The 18,142-nt window shown below is 48.0% G+C and carries 16 protein-coding genes; 13 read left to right on the top strand and 3 right to left on the bottom strand.

Annotation, left to right across the window (positions count from 1 at the left end):
• Positions 1 to 20 precede the first annotated feature (20 nt).
• From C8R30_RS02085 to C8R30_RS02075, 3 genes are all read left to right on the top strand, one after another.
• Positions 21 to 605: a hypothetical protein gene (locus tag C8R30_RS02085; RefSeq protein ID WP_107789418.1), complete on the top strand. Its 585-nt coding sequence runs from the start codon at positions 21 to 23 to the stop codon at positions 603 to 605.
• Positions 606 to 1,061: 456 nt separating this feature from the next.
• Positions 1,062 to 1,754, top strand: coding sequence for a LuxR C-terminal-related transcriptional regulator (locus tag C8R30_RS02080; RefSeq protein ID WP_090667224.1), 693 nt, complete (start codon positions 1,062 to 1,064; stop codon positions 1,752 to 1,754).
• Between the two features lie 351 nt (positions 1,755 to 2,105).
• The gene (locus C8R30_RS02075) at positions 2,106 to 2,846 is read left to right on the top strand and encodes a PEP-CTERM sorting domain-containing protein (RefSeq protein WP_090667226.1); all 741 of its coding nucleotides are present in this window, start codon (positions 2,106 to 2,108) and stop codon (positions 2,844 to 2,846) included.
• A gap of 853 nt (positions 2,847 to 3,699) precedes the next feature.
• On the opposite strand, the gene C8R30_RS02070 is transcribed toward C8R30_RS02075, so the two are convergent.
• Positions 3,700 to 4,826, bottom strand: a protein-coding gene (locus C8R30_RS02070; protein ID WP_258191914.1) for an IS3 family transposase whose coding sequence is annotated in 2 segments (ribosomal slippage) — positions 3,700 to 4,559 and positions 4,559 to 4,826 — 1,128 coding nt in all. Because the reading frame shifts where the segments join, the coding sequence is not laid out codon by codon here.
• Positions 4,827 to 5,099: 273 nt separating this feature from the next.
• Here C8R30_RS02070 and C8R30_RS02065 point away from each other — a divergent pair.
• The 9 genes from C8R30_RS02065 to C8R30_RS02025 all read left to right on the top strand — a co-directional run bounded on the left by C8R30_RS02065 (position 5,100) and on the right by C8R30_RS02025 (position 13,759).
• Positions 5,100 to 6,389 (top strand): pilus assembly protein TadG-related protein, encoded by a 1,290-nt coding sequence (locus C8R30_RS02065; RefSeq protein WP_090672675.1) that lies wholly within the window; start codon positions 5,100 to 5,102, stop codon positions 6,387 to 6,389.
• 5 nt (positions 6,390 to 6,394) lie between these two features.
• Complete coding sequence (locus tag C8R30_RS02060; RefSeq protein WP_218143502.1) at positions 6,395 to 6,883, top strand: TadE/TadG family type IV pilus assembly protein; 489 nt, start codon at positions 6,395 to 6,397, stop codon at positions 6,881 to 6,883.
• A complete protein-coding gene (locus C8R30_RS02055; protein WP_090672669.1) occupies positions 6,880 to 7,350 on the top strand; it encodes a TadE/TadG family type IV pilus assembly protein in 471 nt (156 codons plus the stop codon). Before C8R30_RS02060 ends, C8R30_RS02055 begins: the two co-directional genes overlap by 4 nt.
• A 113-nt stretch (positions 7,351 to 7,463) precedes the next feature.
• Positions 7,464 to 8,633: a CpaE/TadZ family protein gene (locus C8R30_RS02050; RefSeq protein ID WP_258191913.1), complete on the top strand. Its 1,170-nt coding sequence runs from the start codon at positions 7,464 to 7,466 to the stop codon at positions 8,631 to 8,633.
• A gap of 29 nt (positions 8,634 to 8,662) precedes the next feature.
• Positions 8,663 to 10,039: a TadA family conjugal transfer-associated ATPase gene (locus tag C8R30_RS02045; protein ID WP_090672666.1), complete on the top strand. Its 1,377-nt coding sequence runs from the start codon at positions 8,663 to 8,665 to the stop codon at positions 10,037 to 10,039.
• Between the two features lie 9 nt (positions 10,040 to 10,048).
• Positions 10,049 to 11,023 (top strand): type II secretion system F family protein, encoded by a 975-nt coding sequence (locus tag C8R30_RS02040; protein WP_090672663.1) that lies wholly within the window; start codon positions 10,049 to 10,051, stop codon positions 11,021 to 11,023.
• Positions 11,024 to 11,099: 76 nt separating this feature from the next.
• The gene (locus tag C8R30_RS02035; protein ID WP_258191912.1) at positions 11,100 to 12,047 is read left to right on the top strand and encodes a type II secretion system F family protein; all 948 of its coding nucleotides are present in this window, start codon (positions 11,100 to 11,102) and stop codon (positions 12,045 to 12,047) included.
• 11 nt (positions 12,048 to 12,058) lie between these two features.
• Complete coding sequence (locus C8R30_RS02030) at positions 12,059 to 12,559, top strand: tetratricopeptide repeat protein (RefSeq protein ID WP_107789416.1); 501 nt, start codon at positions 12,059 to 12,061, stop codon at positions 12,557 to 12,559.
• 3 nt (positions 12,560 to 12,562) lie between these two features.
• Positions 12,563 to 13,759, top strand: coding sequence for a LytR C-terminal domain-containing protein (locus C8R30_RS02025; protein ID WP_107789415.1), 1,197 nt, complete (start codon positions 12,563 to 12,565; stop codon positions 13,757 to 13,759).
• 116 nt (positions 13,760 to 13,875) lie between these two features.
• Here the strand turns inward: C8R30_RS02025 and prfB are convergent.
• A protein-coding gene (gene prfB, locus C8R30_RS02020) for a peptide chain release factor 2 (RefSeq protein WP_143068254.1) occupies positions 13,876 to 14,986 on the bottom strand; the annotation gives its coding sequence in 2 pieces (ribosomal slippage) (positions 13,876 to 14,904 and positions 14,906 to 14,986; 1,110 coding nt in all).
• Positions 14,987 to 15,166: 180 nt separating this feature from the next.
• Positions 15,167 to 16,729, bottom strand: coding sequence for a M10 family metallopeptidase (locus C8R30_RS02010; RefSeq protein ID WP_107789413.1), 1,563 nt, complete (start codon positions 16,727 to 16,729; stop codon positions 15,167 to 15,169).
• Positions 16,730 to 16,997: 268 nt separating this feature from the next.
• Between C8R30_RS02010 and C8R30_RS02000 the strand changes: the two genes are divergently transcribed.
• Positions 16,998 to 17,567: a septal ring lytic transglycosylase RlpA family protein gene (locus tag C8R30_RS02000; RefSeq protein ID WP_090672321.1), complete on the top strand. Its 570-nt coding sequence runs from the start codon at positions 16,998 to 17,000 to the stop codon at positions 17,565 to 17,567.
• The last annotated feature ends 575 nt before the right edge of the window (positions 17,568 to 18,142 follow it).

Below are 18,142 nucleotides of genomic sequence, written 5' to 3'. Positions count from 1 at the left end.
GCCGTACCCTGGATATTGGCGTGGGTACCCAACCCAAAAATTATCTGGCGCTGATCACGTCTCCGTTGTTGCGAAGCAGCGGGCTCGATGCGCAGGGTGCGGCAAAAAGCGATCTGGAGGACTGCGGCTCGGGCGATACGGTACTGGAAAGAGTCAAAGCCACTTTGCCGGATGGCTCGAAAATCATCGAACAATTCATCGTGGCTTACCCCTATTCCGATGATCAATATACGCTGCGAGTCACCCGTACCGGCGCCGATCCGTTTGCGGTGCTTTCACCCAGCAGCGTCACTTTCGATTCGATTGGCCGCAAAGCCAATGTCGCCAAGATGCGGGTAAACAACCAGCTCTACTCGGTCAGGCTGGAACAACTGAATACCCCTATCAGCGCCGATATGCTCAGCACCTTTGGAATCGAGTCGATTCAACAGCTCGATGAACCCTTGACGGCCGATCCTTATCTGCCGACCTATAATCCAGCCAACCAGATCGTGAGATTCCCGCAAGTGCTCGATACGCAGTCCGGCATCGTCTATTCGGTCGAAATGCTCTACCATCCGGAAAGCAACACACTGAGCCTGCTCAAAGCAACCCCGGTGAATTGACGGAACACCCAATCGTTCAGGCTAGCCGCACCCAGCGAATGATGCTTGGAGTAAGCGGCAAACCTGGATGCACCTGATTGCACTCGCAAACAAATCGTACCAACAGGCGCACAGCAGCCTGATCAGGCAGCGGTGATGGGGAACACCCCCATCACCTGTCTTTTTCTCCCTACAAGCCCATTCTCACCCATCCCGCGCTCATCTCTCTGACGAATCCACTCACTCACCGCGTGTGATTAATAAAGCCACCCTCGCTCTGAAGCTTCGAAATCACAAATCAATATTTAAGTTCAAAACAAATGTGTCGTTAATAAGTGACAACACTCTCTGAATCAGCGAGGTTACAGAAACGCCGCACAAGTCGCTCCACTATCCGGCTTGAAACATCGGTCTGGTTTTCGATGATTCAGAAATGCATTTCCTCAGCTAACACGGTTATATAGGAGAAAAAAAATCTTGATACTACTTGCCAGCTCATGCGAAGAAAAGCTTGCGCTTTGGTCGCAAGCCTTGACCGGCGTGTCAACCGTGCTCAGTTTGAGCAACCTCCGTTCGCTCAAATACGAAATGAGTAGAAGAAAGCCTACGCTTCTGCTGCTAGATCACGACCTGCTGGATGAAGAGGACGGAGAAATCATCGATAATTTGCTCATACTGAGTCCAAAAACCCGAATCATCATTTCTACTTCCGGCATTTCCGATGAAACCGAGTGGAATTTGTTTAAATCCGGGGTAAAAGGATTCTGCCAAGAAACCATCGAGCCCGAGCTGCTCAGACGCACGGTGACCGCGGTGTTGAATGGGGAATTATGGATCCGGCGCAAACTGGTTCAATACATGCAAAGCGAATTGGCCATGACCATGCAGGAGAAAAAACATATCGAACGCGCCATCAATAGCCTGCTGGAAAATTTGACCAAACGCGAATATGAAATCGCCATCCTGGTCGGCCAGGGCGAGAGCAACAAGCAGATCGCGCGACAACTCGACATTACCGAGCGCACTGTCAAAGCGCACCTCACTGAAATCTTCCGTAAACTCGCTATTTCAGACCGCATCAAACTCGCGCTACTGGTCAAGGATACCGCTACCTCATCCAACCACCTCGATATCAATCAGGACAGCGATTACCCCACGATCTCTGCATAATAGACACTATTGCCTTAAACCAACACGAACGGACACCTTACGCCTTACGGTCATATCAATACTCGCTCAGGTCGTATTGACCCTGGTTCATGATTGGGCCAGTTGCAACCACGTTAACGATAGGTAGTTGGGGATGACAGCAATCAGGTTTTTCCTTGATAGGAAAGAGACACAAGCGTGGATTTCTAGTACTTTAGTACATGTCGACTGGCTTTACATAAGTCTCAATATCCAACTATAGTTCATGTACAACCTATTGTTTTTTTAATTATATAAAATTTGGCACAAATTTTGCTTGATAAAATATGCAGCCATTCGACGGCTTAAATATTTTTATCAAGGAGAGAAATAATGAAAAAAATAATTGTGGCAGGGATAGCCATTTTTTGTTCTGGATGGATAGGTTCTGCAGTAGCCGGCCCAATTACTTGGGATACAGTCTCAGGCACGGGTTCATGTACGAGCGGCGCAGGAAACTCTTGCACATTTACGGGCAATGATGGCGAAATACTCAAGGCACGCGCTTATGCAACGAATAATAATAGTGGCACAGGTGCATTTAAGAAAGCAACGCTCACCATTTGGGATGGTGGCCTCGGAGTAAAGAATCCTGATAGTAGCAATGAAAACTCCAATCCTAACCATGCTGTCGATAATAACGGCAGAGATGACCTCGTCGTTTTTGAATACGCGTCTCCATCAGATTTTATTACGTTTGAGTATACTAGTTTTGAAATTGGCTGGAGATATTGGGATTCTGATGTTAGCGTGTGGATTGGTGGTGAAGGCCTGATGGCAGACTATGACTTCACCAGCAAAAAATTTTCTGACCTTGCAAGTCTCGGCTTTACCAAATTCGATTTCAACGATGTGCCTATCAATACACAGCAAAATCTAGCGAGTTATTCTGGGCCCTACTTAATTCTTGCTCCTAAATTTGGCGATAGCCTAGATTTTATTAAAATCAGCCAAATTAATGGAGAAAAAACGGAGGTAAGGTTTCCTCCAGCAGAAATACCAGAACCGGGTTCTATCGCTTTGTTCAGTGCTGCATTAATTGGGCTTTGGGCAAACAGAAGGAAAAGAAGTTAAGCTTTGATAGGCTATATTGTATGGCCTCCATTTTCAATGGGAGAATGTAGCAAAACGCTAGATTGGTTGCTTCTGCCTGCTTCATTGTAGGCAGAAGCAACCAAGTGTTCTACCAAACTGAAACACTATTGTTCTTAGTCACGCTAAGGCCTCCCAGCCGCTTGATACATGGGATATTAATGAAGTAGTACTTGCCACCCTGAGAATGAACTACTGGTTCCAACATTCGGCAAAGCAAATCCGAATGGTCATCCAACAAATTTTTCTGGAATGGATCAATCGTATAGCGTTTCTAACGCAATATCATTATTGCCTGACTAAACAACCGTACCATACTTAACAAGGGTACAGTTAAACAAAGGTAAATTTCATAGGTACCTCTAACAATTCAGAATTTTAAACAGGATAAGGCGCAAGCAAAAAATGTTGACGCAGCCTATGATTAATAGGTAAGGAAACATTTTTTGTGAGCAATGATATATTGTAACGAAATATGGATTTTTAGAGTTAACCTTGAGTTATTAAAAGGCTTCTCATCCATATAAAGCGTCATTTCGAAAATGCGGCATTCCCCATTCTCAAATTCTTATCTAAGGGGAGAAATACGAGATGATTACTCATCATTCATAATAATCATGGGTTGTGTGGCGGATCATGGGTATAGTCAATAGCAACCCTAGGATAAAATACCAAGACGCGCTAGTGTCATCAAGCAAACCATGCATAATCTAACTAGTGTCAGCCCGAAAACCCCATTTTTTCGACAGTGAGCTGCCTAATTTTTAAGCACTTCCTAGAAGAGAGGTGGACCCCATTTTTTGGACAGGTTTCTAAGGAGTTATTTTCCGACATATCAACCTGCTCCTTGCAGCCTGACTGACTCATAATAAACCTGATCTGGCGTAGCCATCAAGGTCTGGTGCTTCCGTTTTTCATTGTAAAAGTGAAAATACTTTGCCAACGATTGTTTAGCCTCAGAAGCTGACTCATAGGCATTAAGATAAACTTCCTCATATTTGACACTGCGCCACAGGCGTTCAACAAATACATTGTCTTTCCAGGCACCTTTGCCATCCATGCTGATCTTAATCCCGTGGTTCTCCAAAACTTCGGTGAAGGCCTCACTGGTATACTGTGAGCCCTGATCCGTATTGAATATACCCGGTGTCCCGTAACGGTAAATCGCCTCTTCAAGCGCATCAACACAAAAACTGGCATCAAGGCTGTTAGACACACGCCAACTCAGCACCTTACGGCTATACCAATCCATGATGACTGTCAGATAAAGAAAACCGGATGCCATCGGCAGATAGGTCACATCGCTGCACCACACCTGATTGGCCCGGTTGATCTCCAGGCCACGCAGCAGGTATGGATATATCTTGTGTCGCGGATGCGGCTTCGAAGTCTTCGGGCCAGGATGGATCGCTTGTATGCCCATGAGCCGCATTAAACGTCGCACATGTTTTCGACCTGTTTCATACCCCTGTTCTGTCAGGGCATCAACTATACGCCGTGACCCGAGAAAAGGTTTGTCCATGTGAATCCGGTCAATCAATTGCATCAGCAACAGGTCTTCTTTAGCTACCGGTTGCGGTTGATAATAACTGCTCGATCTTGGTATATCCAACAATTTGCAACGCCGCGCCTTTGGTAGCTGATGCGCCGTCTGAACCATATCTTTCCTCCGCGCCCGATCTAGCGACCGAGCGCTTTGGACAAAAAATCATTCTCCATGGTCAATTGACCAATCTTGGCTTGCAGTGACTGAATTTCTGACTCCCGATCCGGCGCCAACCCCTTACCCGACGCAAATACTTCAGTGCTGTTCTCAATCAACTGCTTCTTCCACTTCACAATCAGATTGCTGTTGATGCCATACTGCTGGGATAACTCGGTTAGCGTCTTGTCACCCTTGATTGCCGCCAGTGCAACTTTTGATTTAAACTCCGGTGAATGATTTCTGCGTTTCTTGCTCATTTTCTGTACTCCTGTTATTTATAAAAATAATCATACAGAAAATAACTCCTTAACTTTGACTCTCTAGTGTCCAACTAACTGGATCCACTTCTGGGTATTGATGGGCAAGCGGGTGATGCGATCTTTGACAACTTCCGTAATTCATTCAGAAATCCACAACCGCCAATGAGAGGCGTTCTTAATTTGGGAACAGGCGGCGGTGGTGCTCAAGGTGGCAGCGGCAACTAGGCAATGTGTCATGACCAGCGCTACTTTATGAAAGGAGAACTCTATATGAATCTATCGCCGATTAGATCATCTTGTCACCACTACGAGCGCCTCCCCCGAAAAGAGGCGGGAGCCGTCGCTGTCGTCGTCGCGTTATCGCTGGTGGGCTTGATTGGCGCTGCCGGCCTGGCACTGGATGTGGGTAAGCTCTATGTTGCCAAAACCGAGCTGCAAAATAGTGCGGACGCGTGCGCACTGGCTGCCGCACGCGAGTTGACAGGCGCCAACACCAACCAACTGGTAATAGCCGAAGCCGCTGGTATTACCACGGGAGAACGGCATAACGTCATGTTCCAGGACGAGCAAATTAAGGTCAGCAGTGTGACGTTCAGCGATATGCTCGCAGGCAGCTACCAAGACGCCTTTTCTGGGCCCGGCGCGACCAATTTGAGATTTGCACGTTGCGAAGTGAATCGGTCAGGTATCGCTAACTGGTTTATCCAAATACTCAATCTTTTTCCAGGTATCGATATCGGTGATCAAACAGTAGTCGCCAGCGCTGTTGCGACGCTATCCCCATCGCAGATAACTTCATGCGCGATACCCGTCGGTATCTGCATCGATGATGTACCTCCCAACACCCCAGTCGGCACATGGGTGGAAAGTGTGTTGGGCCCACCTAGAGGAGGAGGAAATAATAAGGATAACGTAAACCTGACAGGTAATTTCATGTGGGTGGATTTTACGCCACCAGCGGGCGGTGCTGCCGAATTGGCAGAACTTCTGACAGGACCAGGGCAATGCAATCTACCCGCGCTCGGCTCTCAAGTTGGCCAGGCTGGCGTAATATCCTCACTCGGCAATGACTGGAACAGCCGATTTGGTATTTATCAAGGAAATGTCAATCAAAGTGATGCACGTCCAGATTATAGCGGCTACGCCTACACGGAAATTAACTGGCCATCGAAATTCAATGCATTTTCCGATTTTCTGAACAAGCGCGGCAGCAACGCTGCCTACCAGGGCAATAAAGATACCGGTTTGAATGTAAAGGGCACCATTAAAGACAGCACCTACCTCAAAGAGAATGGCGAAGATCGCAGGTTGGCTACCGCTGCGGTCGTAGACTGCGATGCCCTTGCAGGTGGCAACACTACTTCAGCTGTCGTGGATTGGGCATGTGTCATGATGTTGCACCCGATCAATAATTCGCAAGGCGGAAGCGGCACAGGGTCAACCCGCATGTATTTGGAATATCTTGGCCGCTCGAATATGCAGAACAGCCCTTGCGCAACGAATGGTGTACCTGCGGGACCGAATGCAATTGGTCCAATGGTGCCAACGCTAGTGAGGTAAATCACATGTCTCGACTACACACTTTACAAAAATGCTCTGGTGGCAAACAGGATGCCATGCGTGGCGCAATTGCGGTTGAGCTTGCACTTCTCATGATCCCATTGTTAGTACTGGCACTCGGGGCTGCCGAATATGGCCGCGCGCTTTATCAATACAATACGGTTGTCAAAGCGGCCCGCGATGCTGTCCGTCATCTGTCGCACATGAATCCAGTATCGCCCGACTATGCAAAAACCCAGACTGAAGCTAAATGTCTTGCCGTGTACGGCAATACCGACTGTACGGGGCAACCGCTTGCGCCTGGCCTGACGACCGACATGGTGTCAATCAACCCCGTTAACGACACGACAAAGGAAGGCACACCCATAACGCTGGTAGAAGTCAGAATTACGGGTTATTCCTTCAATTTCTTTTTGAATCCGCTCTCATTGATTGGAAGTGGTGAAGAATCGTTAACATTCGGTGATATTCGCGCAACGATGAGGCAATCATGAAATCTTCGCAAAGAATCATTCTTAAACAGCAGGCGACCCATAACATTCACCAGCGTGGCGCGGCTGCCGTTGAGTTTACCTTGATGGCCACGCTGCTGTTCACCCTATTATTTGGTGTCGTCGAAATGAGCCGCGTATTGTTCTACTGGAATACCGCTACCGAAGCAACACGGCTAGGCGCACGCCTCGCTGTTGTCTGCGATCAGGATGCAAGCGTAATTAAGACAAAAATGCAGAGCATACTCGGTGTACTTTCGCCAAGTCATATCGATGTCGATTACTTACCGAGTGGTTGTACCATTGATGACTGCAGATCCGTCACAGTCAGCATTTCCGGTTTAACCGTATCTACGCTGATTCCACTCATACCGTTGGATATTGATATGCCCCCCTTCAGCACGACTCTGCCCCGTGAAAGTATGATCAGTAACGATGGTAAAGGCAATATCAACCCAGATTGCAGTTAGAAGACCATGAACCATTTAATCATTGAGCTATTAATGCAGTGTCATGACAATGCTACGAACATTCTCATAATGGAACGATACATGGGTAGCCACAAAACAAAGGAGTTCTGCAAGTGAAAATCGCAACGATCGCCCAAGACCCACAATGTCTGAATGATATCCAGAAATACCTTGCGGATGCCTGTGCATCAACCCCTATGGTAGCGATAACAGGGGGTGCGCAGCAAATCCCTGCTGTTATCGAGCAGGAACATCCCGATCTCTTGTTACTGGAGGGCATAAAACTTAATCCAGGAGAGCAACAAATCCTGAGTATTGTGACATCTCATTTTCCTGATTTGGGTGTCATTATGCTATGTCCACCACAACCTCAAGAGTTTTTGCTGGAAGCTATGCGAGTAGGAATACGTGAGATTGTCCCTACCCCTCTCAATCAACATGTACTGATCGATGCTGTCGAGCGTTTTAGACAGAGAAAAGCGCTGGCTAAAGCCCCATTGCATGATGGCCAAGTGCTGGCTTTTATTCCTTGCAAAGGCGGCAGCGGAGCTACTTTTCTCGCGAGCAATATTGCTTACTCCTTAGCCGCGATAGAAAGCAAACGCGTCATCTTAATCGATTTCAACTTGCAACTTGGGGATGCCTCACTATTTGTACAAGATAGCACCCCTACCACTTCCATTGCCGATGTAACGAGACAAATCCAGCGGCTGGATGGCTCGTTCCTCTCTTCCAGCTCGATCCATGTATTGCCTAATTTCGATGTGTTGGCAGCTCCAGAGGAACCAGAAAAGGCAGCCGAGATCAAGCCAGAGCATGTTAAATCCCTGATACAGGTTGCTAAAAAACATTACGATTTTGTTATTCTGGATATCGGTTGCTCGTTCGACGCCATTTCAATCCAGTGCTTAGATCATGCTGATTTGATTTTTCCGGTGCTACAACAAACATTGCCGTTTATTCGGAACGCAAAACGTGTCATTGATACGTTCTACTCATTAGGGTACCCCGCTAATAAAATCCGCTTGATTTTGAATCGTTTCGGTAAGAAGGATGACATCACTGTTACCGATGTAACCAACACATTGAATCTGAACGTATTCAAGACAGTCCCCAATGACTATAGCGTGGTTGCTGAATCTGTTAATCAAGGCATACCTGTTATCAAGCTCGCACGTCGAAGTATAGTCGCGAAATCATTGCAAGAAATCACCCGTGAATTGACTCAGGGTAATGAGCAAAACGGATTACTTAAAAAGCTATTTTCGTTCCAGATTTCATGAAATTATTTCACCATTAAGGAACACTTATCATGTCAATACGCGATCGTTTTCAGGAAATAGGCATCACTCATAAAGCATCTTCCAATTTAGCCGCTGTTGCAATAGTTAACAATCAAAAGGCACTGCATGACAATGCGGGATACCATGAATTAAAATCCCGCATCCACGAAGGATTGCTCAATCGAATGGATTTGGCAGTCATGGAAAACCTGCCGCAAGAACGACTAATGACAGAAATCAAGAGCCTGGTGGAGCGGCTTTTAATTGAAGAGCATACCCCGATCAATGATACGGAGCGCCTACGTATCATCCAGGATATTCAGCATGAAATATTGGGTCTTGGTCCACTCGAACCACTGCTTGCAGATCCGACTATCTCGGATATTTTGGTAAATTCTCATCGCCAGGTTTATGTTGAACGGCGGGGCAAACTGGAACTTACCGATATTCACTTTGCTAATGAAAATCACTTGAGAAAAATTATTGACCGCATCGTGTCAAGAGTTGGCCGCCGTGTCGACGAATCCAGTCCCATGGTCGACGCGCGCCTGCCAGATGGTTCCCGTGTCAATGCGATCATCCCACCTCTTGCAATCGATGGGGCATCCGTCTCGATTCGTCGCTTTGCTGTCGTCCCACTCAAGGTAGATGATCTGATTCGCTATAAGTCGATGACTTCTGAAGTAGCCGAAATTATTAATGGGCTAGTTAAGGCAAAATGCAGCATATTAATTTCCGGAGGCACGGGCAGTGGCAAGACCACTTTGCTTAATATCTTATCCAGCTTCATTCCACATGACGAAAGGATTATCACTATTGAAGACGCTGCTGAACTTCAATTGCAACAACCTCATGTCGTTCGTTTGGAAACAAGGCCTCCCAATGTCGAGGGTAAAGGTGAAATATCGCAACGTGCTCTAGTTAAGAATAGTTTGCGCATGCGCCCTGACCGAGTAATCATCGGTGAAGTTCGTGGAGCAGAAGCGGTCGATATGTTGCAAGCAATGAACACTGGCCATGAAGGATCAATGGCTACGATACATGCTAATACCCCACGCGATGCAATCAGCCGGATCGAAAACATGGTAGGTATGGCCGGACTCAACCTTTCAGCCAAGGCAATCCGTCAGCAAATCTGTTCGGCCATTACGGTGGTAATTCAAGCTTCCCGTTTACCTGATGGCAAACGCAAGATATTGAGTATTCAAGAAATTACCGGCATGGAGGGTGATGTCATCACTATGCAGGAAATTTATACATTTGAGCGAACTGGCGTTGCAGCGGATGGTATGGTACAGGGGCATTTTCGCGCAACCGGTATTCGCCCCAAATTTGCAGAGCGTTTGCGTGTCCATGGCTATCCATTACGGGATGAAATTTTTGACCCCTCCAGACGCTATGAATAGGAGGCATCTATGGACTACCTTTATTATTTCTTTATAGTACTTGCCTTTCTTGCAGTCGTTTTGTTATTAGAGGGCGGCTACTTGATTTGGAACGCACATCTGGGGAAAAAGGTCCAGCGCATCCAGAAACGTTTACAAGAAATTACTATCAGCCAAAACGAAGATGGCAATGTATCTTTGCTCAAACAACGACTGCTGAGTCATTCTCCCCCCCTCCAAAAATTGTTGCTCAGCATTCCACGCGTGCATATTCTGGATCAATTATTGCTGCAATCAGGGCAGCCGCTATTGGTTTCCAGATTTATAGGCTATATTTTCATAATGGGAATAGGTGCAATGGCAGTTGCCGCATTGTTCAATATGTCATTGCCCGTCATTCTGCTAAGCGCGATTGTTGGCGGTTCGCTGCCTTTTTTCTTTATATTCAGGGAAAAAAATAAACGTCTACGCGCAATTGAGCAGCAACTGCCTGAAACCATAGATCTAATGTCGCGCGCACTCAAAGCGGGTCATGCTTTTCCTGGCGCACTTCAAATGGCAGCAACCGAAAGCAGCGAACCCACTGCCAGCGAATTTCGCATGGTCTTTGATGAGGTCAATTACGGCGTGCCCATACACACTGCACTGATGGGTCTCGCCACGCGTGTACCTATTACTGACTTGCGATATTTTGTCATTGCTGTACTTATTCAACGCGAGAGTGGCGGAAATTTAGCCGAGCTCCTGGATAAAATCAGTAGTTTGATACGCGCTAGGCTCACTCTTCTTGGTAAGGTACGCGTCCTATCAGCAGAAGGCCGTCTATCTGCATGGATTCTCTCATCCTTGCCTTTCGCCATGGCAGTATTACTCAATATCGTTAATCCAAGTTTCATGAGCATCTTGTGGACTGATCCAGCAGGTCCATTCATCATCGCGGTTGCACTCGGAATGATGGTAGTCGGTATTTTTGCCATGTCGCGTATCATAAAAATACGCGTATGAGTCACACATGTCTGATTAATAAAAAATATCATGAATCTACTAATTGTTTCTCTCCACTGGACATAAAGGTGAGCATATGATGATTTCTGAACAAACTATTTTTCTAGTCATAGTTTTTCTTGCCGTTGCGGGCATTGCTTATGCAATAATGCTAATAGTATCGCCAGGCGCCACCCAGGTCCGTCTAAAACAGATTGCTAGAAAAGGCAATACACTGGATAAAGACAAAGAAGCTGATGTTTGGAAGGAAACAGTGGTTAAACTATCGGAACCATTAGCAAAACTCTCTTTACCCGAAGAAGATTGGAATAAATCGGCATTTCGTGCACGCTTCATGCATGCTGGTTTTCGTTCAAGCGCAGCACCTACAATTTATTTTGCTACCAAAACAGTGCTTGCCTTGATGTTGCCGGCCATCTTCTTATTATCGACAGGTATTGGTCGGCTAGAATTGAGCGCTAGTGGCGCCGCTTTCACATTACTACTATTGGCGACACTAGGTTATTACCTACCCAATATAATACTTGCTCGCCTCATAGCCTCCCGTCAACGCGAGCTCTTCGAGAATTTTCCTGATGCAATTGATTTGATGACCGTCTGCGTTGAAGCGGGATTGGGTCTAGATGCAGCATTAGCCAAAGTCGGGGAGGAAATGAAAATCAGTAGTCAAGTTCTGGCAGAAGAAATCCATTTGGTAGGACTGGAGTTACGCGCGGGCGCTTCTCGGGAAAAAGCGCTGCGTAATCTTGCTTTACGTACAGGCGTTGAGGAAATAGAAGCTTTGGTTGCCATGCTCGTTCAAGCAGACCGCTTTGGTACGAGCACGGCAGATTCGCTGCGTGTCTATTCGGATACCTTGCGTACCAAGCGCCGTCTGCGAGCCGAAGAAGCGGCTGCTAAAATTGCATTGAAGCTGCTATTTCCGCTGATTTTTTTTATCTTCCCTTCCCTGATGGTCGTGCTCATGGGACCAGCGTTTATCAGTATATACCGTATCTTGCTACCTACCTTTGCAGGCGAATAAAGGAAAACATTATGGTGAATCTAAAACGATTATTGTGGGTGCTCGGCTGTCTCTTCCTCTTCACCGGCTGCGCCAGCCAGCTTGGCAAACAGGCTACCGGATCGGCTGGCGCAAGCGAGAAAAACCAGCAGCAACTTGCCCAAAGAATGGAACAAATGTACCAGCTCGGCCGCAAACAGCAGGAAGCGGCGCAATTTTCAGAGGCGATCACCACCTATGAACATATTCTGGCGATCGATCCCAATCATGCCGAGGCGCACAACGGGCTGGGGGTGATTTATGCCATCCAGGGTAGATTCGAACCTGCGCTTCAGCACCTACAAAAAGCCGTGTCGTTGGCGCCGCTGGCTTCGCATTTACGCAACAACCTCGGTTATGCCTATTTATTGATGGGGCGCGACGCAGAGGCGATCGGGGCGTTTGAACACGCGTTGCGGCTCGACCCGGAAAACGTGAACGCACGCGCTAATTTGAACGCCATTCGTAACAAAACAGAAACCACGGGAGACTGAATTATGGATGCAAACAAACAAAAGCTGGCTTGGGCATTGGGTTGCCTGACCGCGTTATCGGGCTGTTCTTCCCTCTACTCCGGCAAGGAATACTCGGCATTGCATATCAATCCCGTCATGAATGTGCGGCATGCGGACACCAGTGCAGAGAATCTGTATCACCTGGGCCGCTACTACCACAGGATGCTCAGCTACGCGAATGCCATCGCCACCTATCAAAAAGCGCTCATGGCTGATCCCGATTACGTCGAAGCGCACAATGCGTTGGGCGTGGTCTATTCGTCGCAGGGAGACTATTCATTGGCATTGGAGCATTTTCAGAAAGCGATCGAGCTGACTCCGACTGCCACTTATCTGCATAACAATCTTGGTTATGCCTATCTCCTGCAGGAACGGTATCGAGAAGCGGCCGACGCATTTCGGGAAGCGCTGCATTTTGACCCGAGCAACTCGAAAGCCAGCCGCAACCTGGCTACTGTACAAAAACGTATGGGATTGAACGAGCAGGATGCCATCGCGTCGATCGATCCAGCTACCGAGCAAAGACCTGCGATCGTTACGCTCACCGCGAATGCGCCACAATCGCAGATCATGCAACTCAGTAGCCCCCAATCCTCTCAATCGCTTGTACAGGTTGCACCGCAGGTTTATGAGTTCAGAAACGAAGATCAAAAACCTGCACAAGCACTGCCTGCAGCCCCCGCTACAACGTTAACCGCAGAACCCGAACCCATCCGGGCTTCCAGGGCAATCCCTGTTACCGCATCGACGATCGATCAGCCTATCCAACTGACACCCCTGGTTGCAGACCGTGCAGCAGAAGTCCAACCCAGGGAAAAAACAGACACCGCCGCAATACACCCTCATAAAATTGAAGTATCCAACGGCAATGGCGTCACCGGCATGGCGAGAAACATCGCTACTTACCTAAAACAATTCGGCTTTGACAATACGCGTCTGACGAATCATGAAACATTCCGGCAAGCCCATACCGAAATTCATTACCATCCAAGCGCGTTGGCGCTTGCCGAGAAAATCAGTCAACTCATGCCGAGTTCCGTCAAGATAATGGAAACAGCCGAACTGCGTTCAGACACCCAGCTCAAAATCTTGCTCGGCCAAGATATCGCCAGCGAAGTGGCATTTTTCAACAAACAAGAAACGATCCAGCTCGCTCAAAATGATTCAAACCCACGTTAGACGGTAAACCGTAAAGGCGCAATAGCCACAGGGCATTGCGCCAAATGTAGCCTATACCCGCCTCACGATGCATTACACTGCAATGCGCTTGGCTTTTTGCACCCTACCTCGGGCCGTCATGCATCGACACCCTGCTTCAGGCTCGCTTGAATAAAATCGTCCAAATCGCCATCGAGCACCGCTTGGGTATTGCCGATCTCGACATTGGTGCGTAAATCCTTGATGCGGGATTGGTCCAGTACGTAGGAGCGGATCTGGTATCCCCAGGCGATATCGGTTTTGGCGTCTTCCACCGCTTGCTTGGTTTCGTTGCGTTTGCGCAACTCCGCTTCGTAAAGACGGGATTTGAGCATGGCCATAGCATCGGCTCTATTGCGGTGTTGCGAGCGGCCGCTTTGGCATTGCACCACGATGTTGGTGGGCAGATGCGTGATCCGCACGGCCGAATCGGTCTTGTTGATATGCTGCCCACCGGCGCCGGAAGCGCGGAAAGTGTCGATGCGCAAATCGGCAGGGTTAATGTCGATTTCGATGCTGTCATCGACTTCCGGGTAAACGAAGACACTCGCAAAAGAAGTATGGCGGCGATTGCCTGAATCGAACGGGGATTTACGCACTAGTCGATGCACGCCGGTTTCGGTGCGCAGATAGCCATAGGCGTATTCGCCCGTCACTTTAAGGGTAGCGCTCTTGATTCCTGCGGTATCCCCCGCAGACTCTTCCAGCAATTCGACGGCGAAGCCACGGCGTTCGCAGTAACGCAAATACATGCGCTCCAGCATGGACGCCCAATCCTGTGCTTCCGTTCCACCCGATCCGGATTGAATATCGATGAAGCAGTTATTCGGGTCCATCGGATCTGCGAACATACGGCGAAATTCCATGTCCGCCACGGTCTTTTCGATTCCCGTCACATCGGTGACGATGCTTTGCAACGTCGCTTCGTCGTTTTCTTCCCTGGCGATTTGCAGTAATTCGACGGCATCCTGCAATTGCCGCTCGATCGTTTCGAGCGTCAACACCACACTTTCCAGTGCTTTCTTTTCACGCCCGAGTTCTTGGGCGCGCTGCGCATCGTTCCAGACCGAGGGATCTTCTGCCTGCCTTGAGACTTCCGTTAAGCGTAGTTTCTTGTTATCGAAGTCAAAGATACCTCCGCAAGGATTTCTGCCGATCTTGCAAATCGGTCAATTGATGCGTAAGGCTATTGATTTGTTCTATGTCCATGAGCTATCCAAAAAATTGATTTGATATACGCATCGCACCTCAAAATTCGGCAACCATACCTTCTCCCGCTGGGAGAAGGTTGGATGAGGGATGATAAAAAATCGAATTTTGAGGTGCGATGCGTATAAATAGGCTTGTTATTATAATGCTAATTGAACCTGATCACCCGTTTACCATCGTCTACAGGGTGTATTCGACCCCCGTTTGCATCAAGCCGACGAGATCGATGTTGCCCGTATTGATCGCCGAATCGGCAGCGTAGATCGCCAAAGCAGCCGCCGAAACTTCTCCGCTCTCCAATACTTGCAAATAAGGTTGTTTTTCAGCTTGGGTGGGATTGCTGCCAAACAGGTTGCGCCAGAGCAGCGTCACCACCTCGTCATGCGTGCTTACCCCGACCGCATCGAGCGCGACTGTCGCTACCGCTTCATGGTTCATGCCCCCATCAAACAGCCATAAACCCGTACCGACATACGCTTTGTTATCCACTTCGGCCGCGCCAAAGACAGCACCCAGCAATTTTGCCACTTGACCGGCGTAACCATCCAAATCCAGTGCCAATCCCATATCGTTGAATTGCAAACGCTCGATCCCCGTTGCATTGTCCTGCCCATCGGATCCCGCTTGATCAACGACGGTATAGCCACCCTCGGATTGGGATACCGCGTAACGTGCGCGCTCTCCCAAATACAAAACGGTATCGACCCCTGCCTCGCCGTGGAACGTATCGCGCCCCCCTAGCCCGACCAAGGTATCCCGGCCATTGCCGCCGACCAAAATGTTGTCATGATCGTTACCGATCAGCAAGTCGTCGCTCTGTCCTCCTTGCGCATGCTCGATCACCGTTCCATAAGCGATCCAGACATTGGGTATGGCGTGCTCGCTGTTACTATCCAAGGCCATAACGGTATTGCCGATAGAGGACCCTTCCGCTTCTCTCAGGTCTATGCGCGCGGCTTGTGTTCCGTGGTATTGAATCCAATCGATGCCGCCGCCATCCCAAATCGTCTCATGGTAAGTTCGGGTGTCATCGAACTGATAGACGTTATCTTCCCGATGATAAAGTTCGTTTGCGCCATACATATGCTGAATGGCCAGGATATCCAACAGCATCGGGGTCGTCGGATAAAATGTCAGCCCCGAGCTCTTATCTCCAGCGATAGCCGAATAACTCATGATGGTCGATGACATCGTGTCAAGCGAAGCGGGAAATTGCCTATTATCGAACGGATGCGTAAGACCCAACGCATGGCCAATCTCATGCATGGCCGTCAGAAACGAATAGTTGCCCTCAGACCATTTCACTCTGGCGCTGTTGCTTTCCTTGTTGAACCAGATATCACCTCCCGCTGGAATACCGGTTGGCAAATAAGTCCATGCTTCTGCCCCCGTCATTTCAGTGGTGAAGGTATAAGCTGCGCGCAGGTCACCCACGGTAAACTGCGATTCGGTCACCGGATTGAATTGGATCGCGGCGACATTCGACCAGCGCTGCAAAGCAAGATTAAACGCTTCCTGATCGGAGGGCGTAAGCGGCGAAAAAGCGCTGCTCCAGGGTTCTTCATCCCCATTTTCTGGGCCGTAGCCAGTAAAAGGATCCGTCGACCAGAAGGAATACTGGTTAGGAAAACTGTAAGAAATAGTCGAATTCGTCCATCGCTGGCCAAACATGAGCGCATCGATCCGGATATCCCCTGACCAATTAACGGAAATAACATTGCTGGATGTGGTGGGTGTTGGCATGAAATATTATTGATAACTCAATGATTAATATAAATAAATAATTGACATACAGAATGCCGGAAGGTTTCAGAATCGTTGATCCGCCATGGTTTGCAGGGTCTCCCAATTTATTTTTTGGCCCGCCTAATTTGGTCAATCTGGGCAACGATTGTTATGATAGGCAACCCGTATCATTCATTACAGTGCGTGCAGCCTGTTTTACACAAATTCGCAAGCTGCTTGCAGCTATTAAACTAACCAATTTTGATAATAGAAGGTAATGATTATTATGACGATAAATGAATCAACAAAGTGTTTATTCAATCAACCGCCCGCGCATATTCAGTCTACAACGCAGATATTCACCTCTCTCAGACTCGCTGGTTTATCGTTATTGCTGATGGTGTTTTTATTCAGCGGTTGTTCTGCGCCCATTAAATCCCCCACACCCTCGCTCAGCCGCCCTCAATCGACCGCCCCCCACAACAAACCCTATAACAAACCCTACAAAGTACGCGGCCAAACCTATTATCCTATGTCTTCAGCCATCGGATACAAGGAACGGGGTATCGCATCATGGTATGGTTCAGAATCCGGTAACCGCACAGCGATGGGCACGCGTTTCAACCCGCATGGACTCACTGCCGCTCACAAAACGCTGCCGCTTCCCAGTAAAGTCAGAGTGACCAATCTTCGCAATGGCCGCAGCGTCGATGTCATTGTCAATGATCGCGGGCCTTTCAAGAAAAATCGATTGATCGATCTATCGCAGGGGGCAGCAAAACGCATTGGCTTACATAAACAGGGGCTTACCGAAGTAAAAGTGGAATATCTCGAAAGCGTGGCGAGCAATCCGTAGATAATTGCATCACACTTATCAACTTGCTGCCATAAACCCCATAAACTTTTTGGGTGTTTGGGTGACTGTGTACGCCCTTCATTAGAGCACATAGCCGTTTCCATCAAACGAAGAACATAACCTCTCTGCCAAATAATTGAAAAGATTGGGCTACTCGTTTATTAACGATTGACCCAATGGTCACTTTACCTATTTTTGCCCGAACCAACTGCCCCTAATATATTTTTATACACTTCGCACCTCAAAATTCGATTTTTTATCATCCCTCATCCAACCTTCTCCCAGCGGGAGAAGGTATAGTTGCGAATTTTGAGGTGCGAGGGGTATAAGTAGTAGCGCACTGAGATAAATTTTCATCGCGATGAAATGCATCAGCAGTATCATTTCGCTTATATAATCATGAAAATCTTGGGCACCCTAAACTTTCATTTTTCGTCACGATACATCGTCGCTCATAAATAAAATGTTTCCTTATTTATCGGCAATAGGCTGCGTCGGCATGTGTTTGTCTCGCCCCGCCCTGTTGAGTGCTCTGAATTTTAAGTGGTGCCCTTGTGATATCACCCTGCCGTCAT

Source organism: Nitrosomonas nitrosa, assembly GCF_003051105.1.
In the GTDB taxonomy this organism is placed as follows: domain Bacteria; phylum Pseudomonadota; class Gammaproteobacteria; order Burkholderiales; family Nitrosomonadaceae; genus Nitrosomonas; species Nitrosomonas nitrosa.
The sequence above is the reverse complement of the archived record's forward strand: the minus strand, read 5'-3'. Positions and strand labels throughout refer to the sequence as shown.

Bases quoted from the DNA above. Each gene is read 5' to 3' on its own strand.
- C8R30_RS02075 (WP_090667226.1), top strand. From the start codon at position 2,106: ATGAAAAAAATAATTGTGGCAGGGATAGCCATTTTTTGTTCTGGATGG.
- C8R30_RS02065 (WP_090672675.1), top strand. From the start codon at position 5,100: ATGAATCTATCGCCGATTAGATCATCTTGTCACCACTACGAGCGCCTC.
- C8R30_RS02060 (WP_218143502.1), top strand. From the start codon at position 6,395: ATGTCTCGACTACACACTTTACAAAAATGCTCTGGTGGCAAACAGGAT.
- C8R30_RS02055 (WP_090672669.1), top strand. From the start codon at position 6,880: ATGAAATCTTCGCAAAGAATCATTCTTAAACAGCAGGCGACCCATAAC.
- C8R30_RS02045 (WP_090672666.1), top strand. From the start codon at position 8,663: ATGTCAATACGCGATCGTTTTCAGGAAATAGGCATCACTCATAAAGCA.
- C8R30_RS02040 (WP_090672663.1), top strand. From the start codon at position 10,049: ATGGACTACCTTTATTATTTCTTTATAGTACTTGCCTTTCTTGCAGTC.
- C8R30_RS02035 (WP_258191912.1), top strand. From the start codon at position 11,100: ATGATGATTTCTGAACAAACTATTTTTCTAGTCATAGTTTTTCTTGCC.
- C8R30_RS02030 (WP_107789416.1), top strand. From the start codon at position 12,059: ATGGTGAATCTAAAACGATTATTGTGGGTGCTCGGCTGTCTCTTCCTC.
- C8R30_RS02025 (WP_107789415.1), top strand. From the start codon at position 12,563: ATGGATGCAAACAAACAAAAGCTGGCTTGGGCATTGGGTTGCCTGACC.
- C8R30_RS02010 (WP_107789413.1), bottom strand. From the start codon at position 16,729: ATGCCAACACCCACCACATCCAGCAATGTTATTTCCGTTAATTGGTCA.
- C8R30_RS02000 (WP_090672321.1), top strand. From the start codon at position 16,998: ATGACGATAAATGAATCAACAAAGTGTTTATTCAATCAACCGCCCGCG.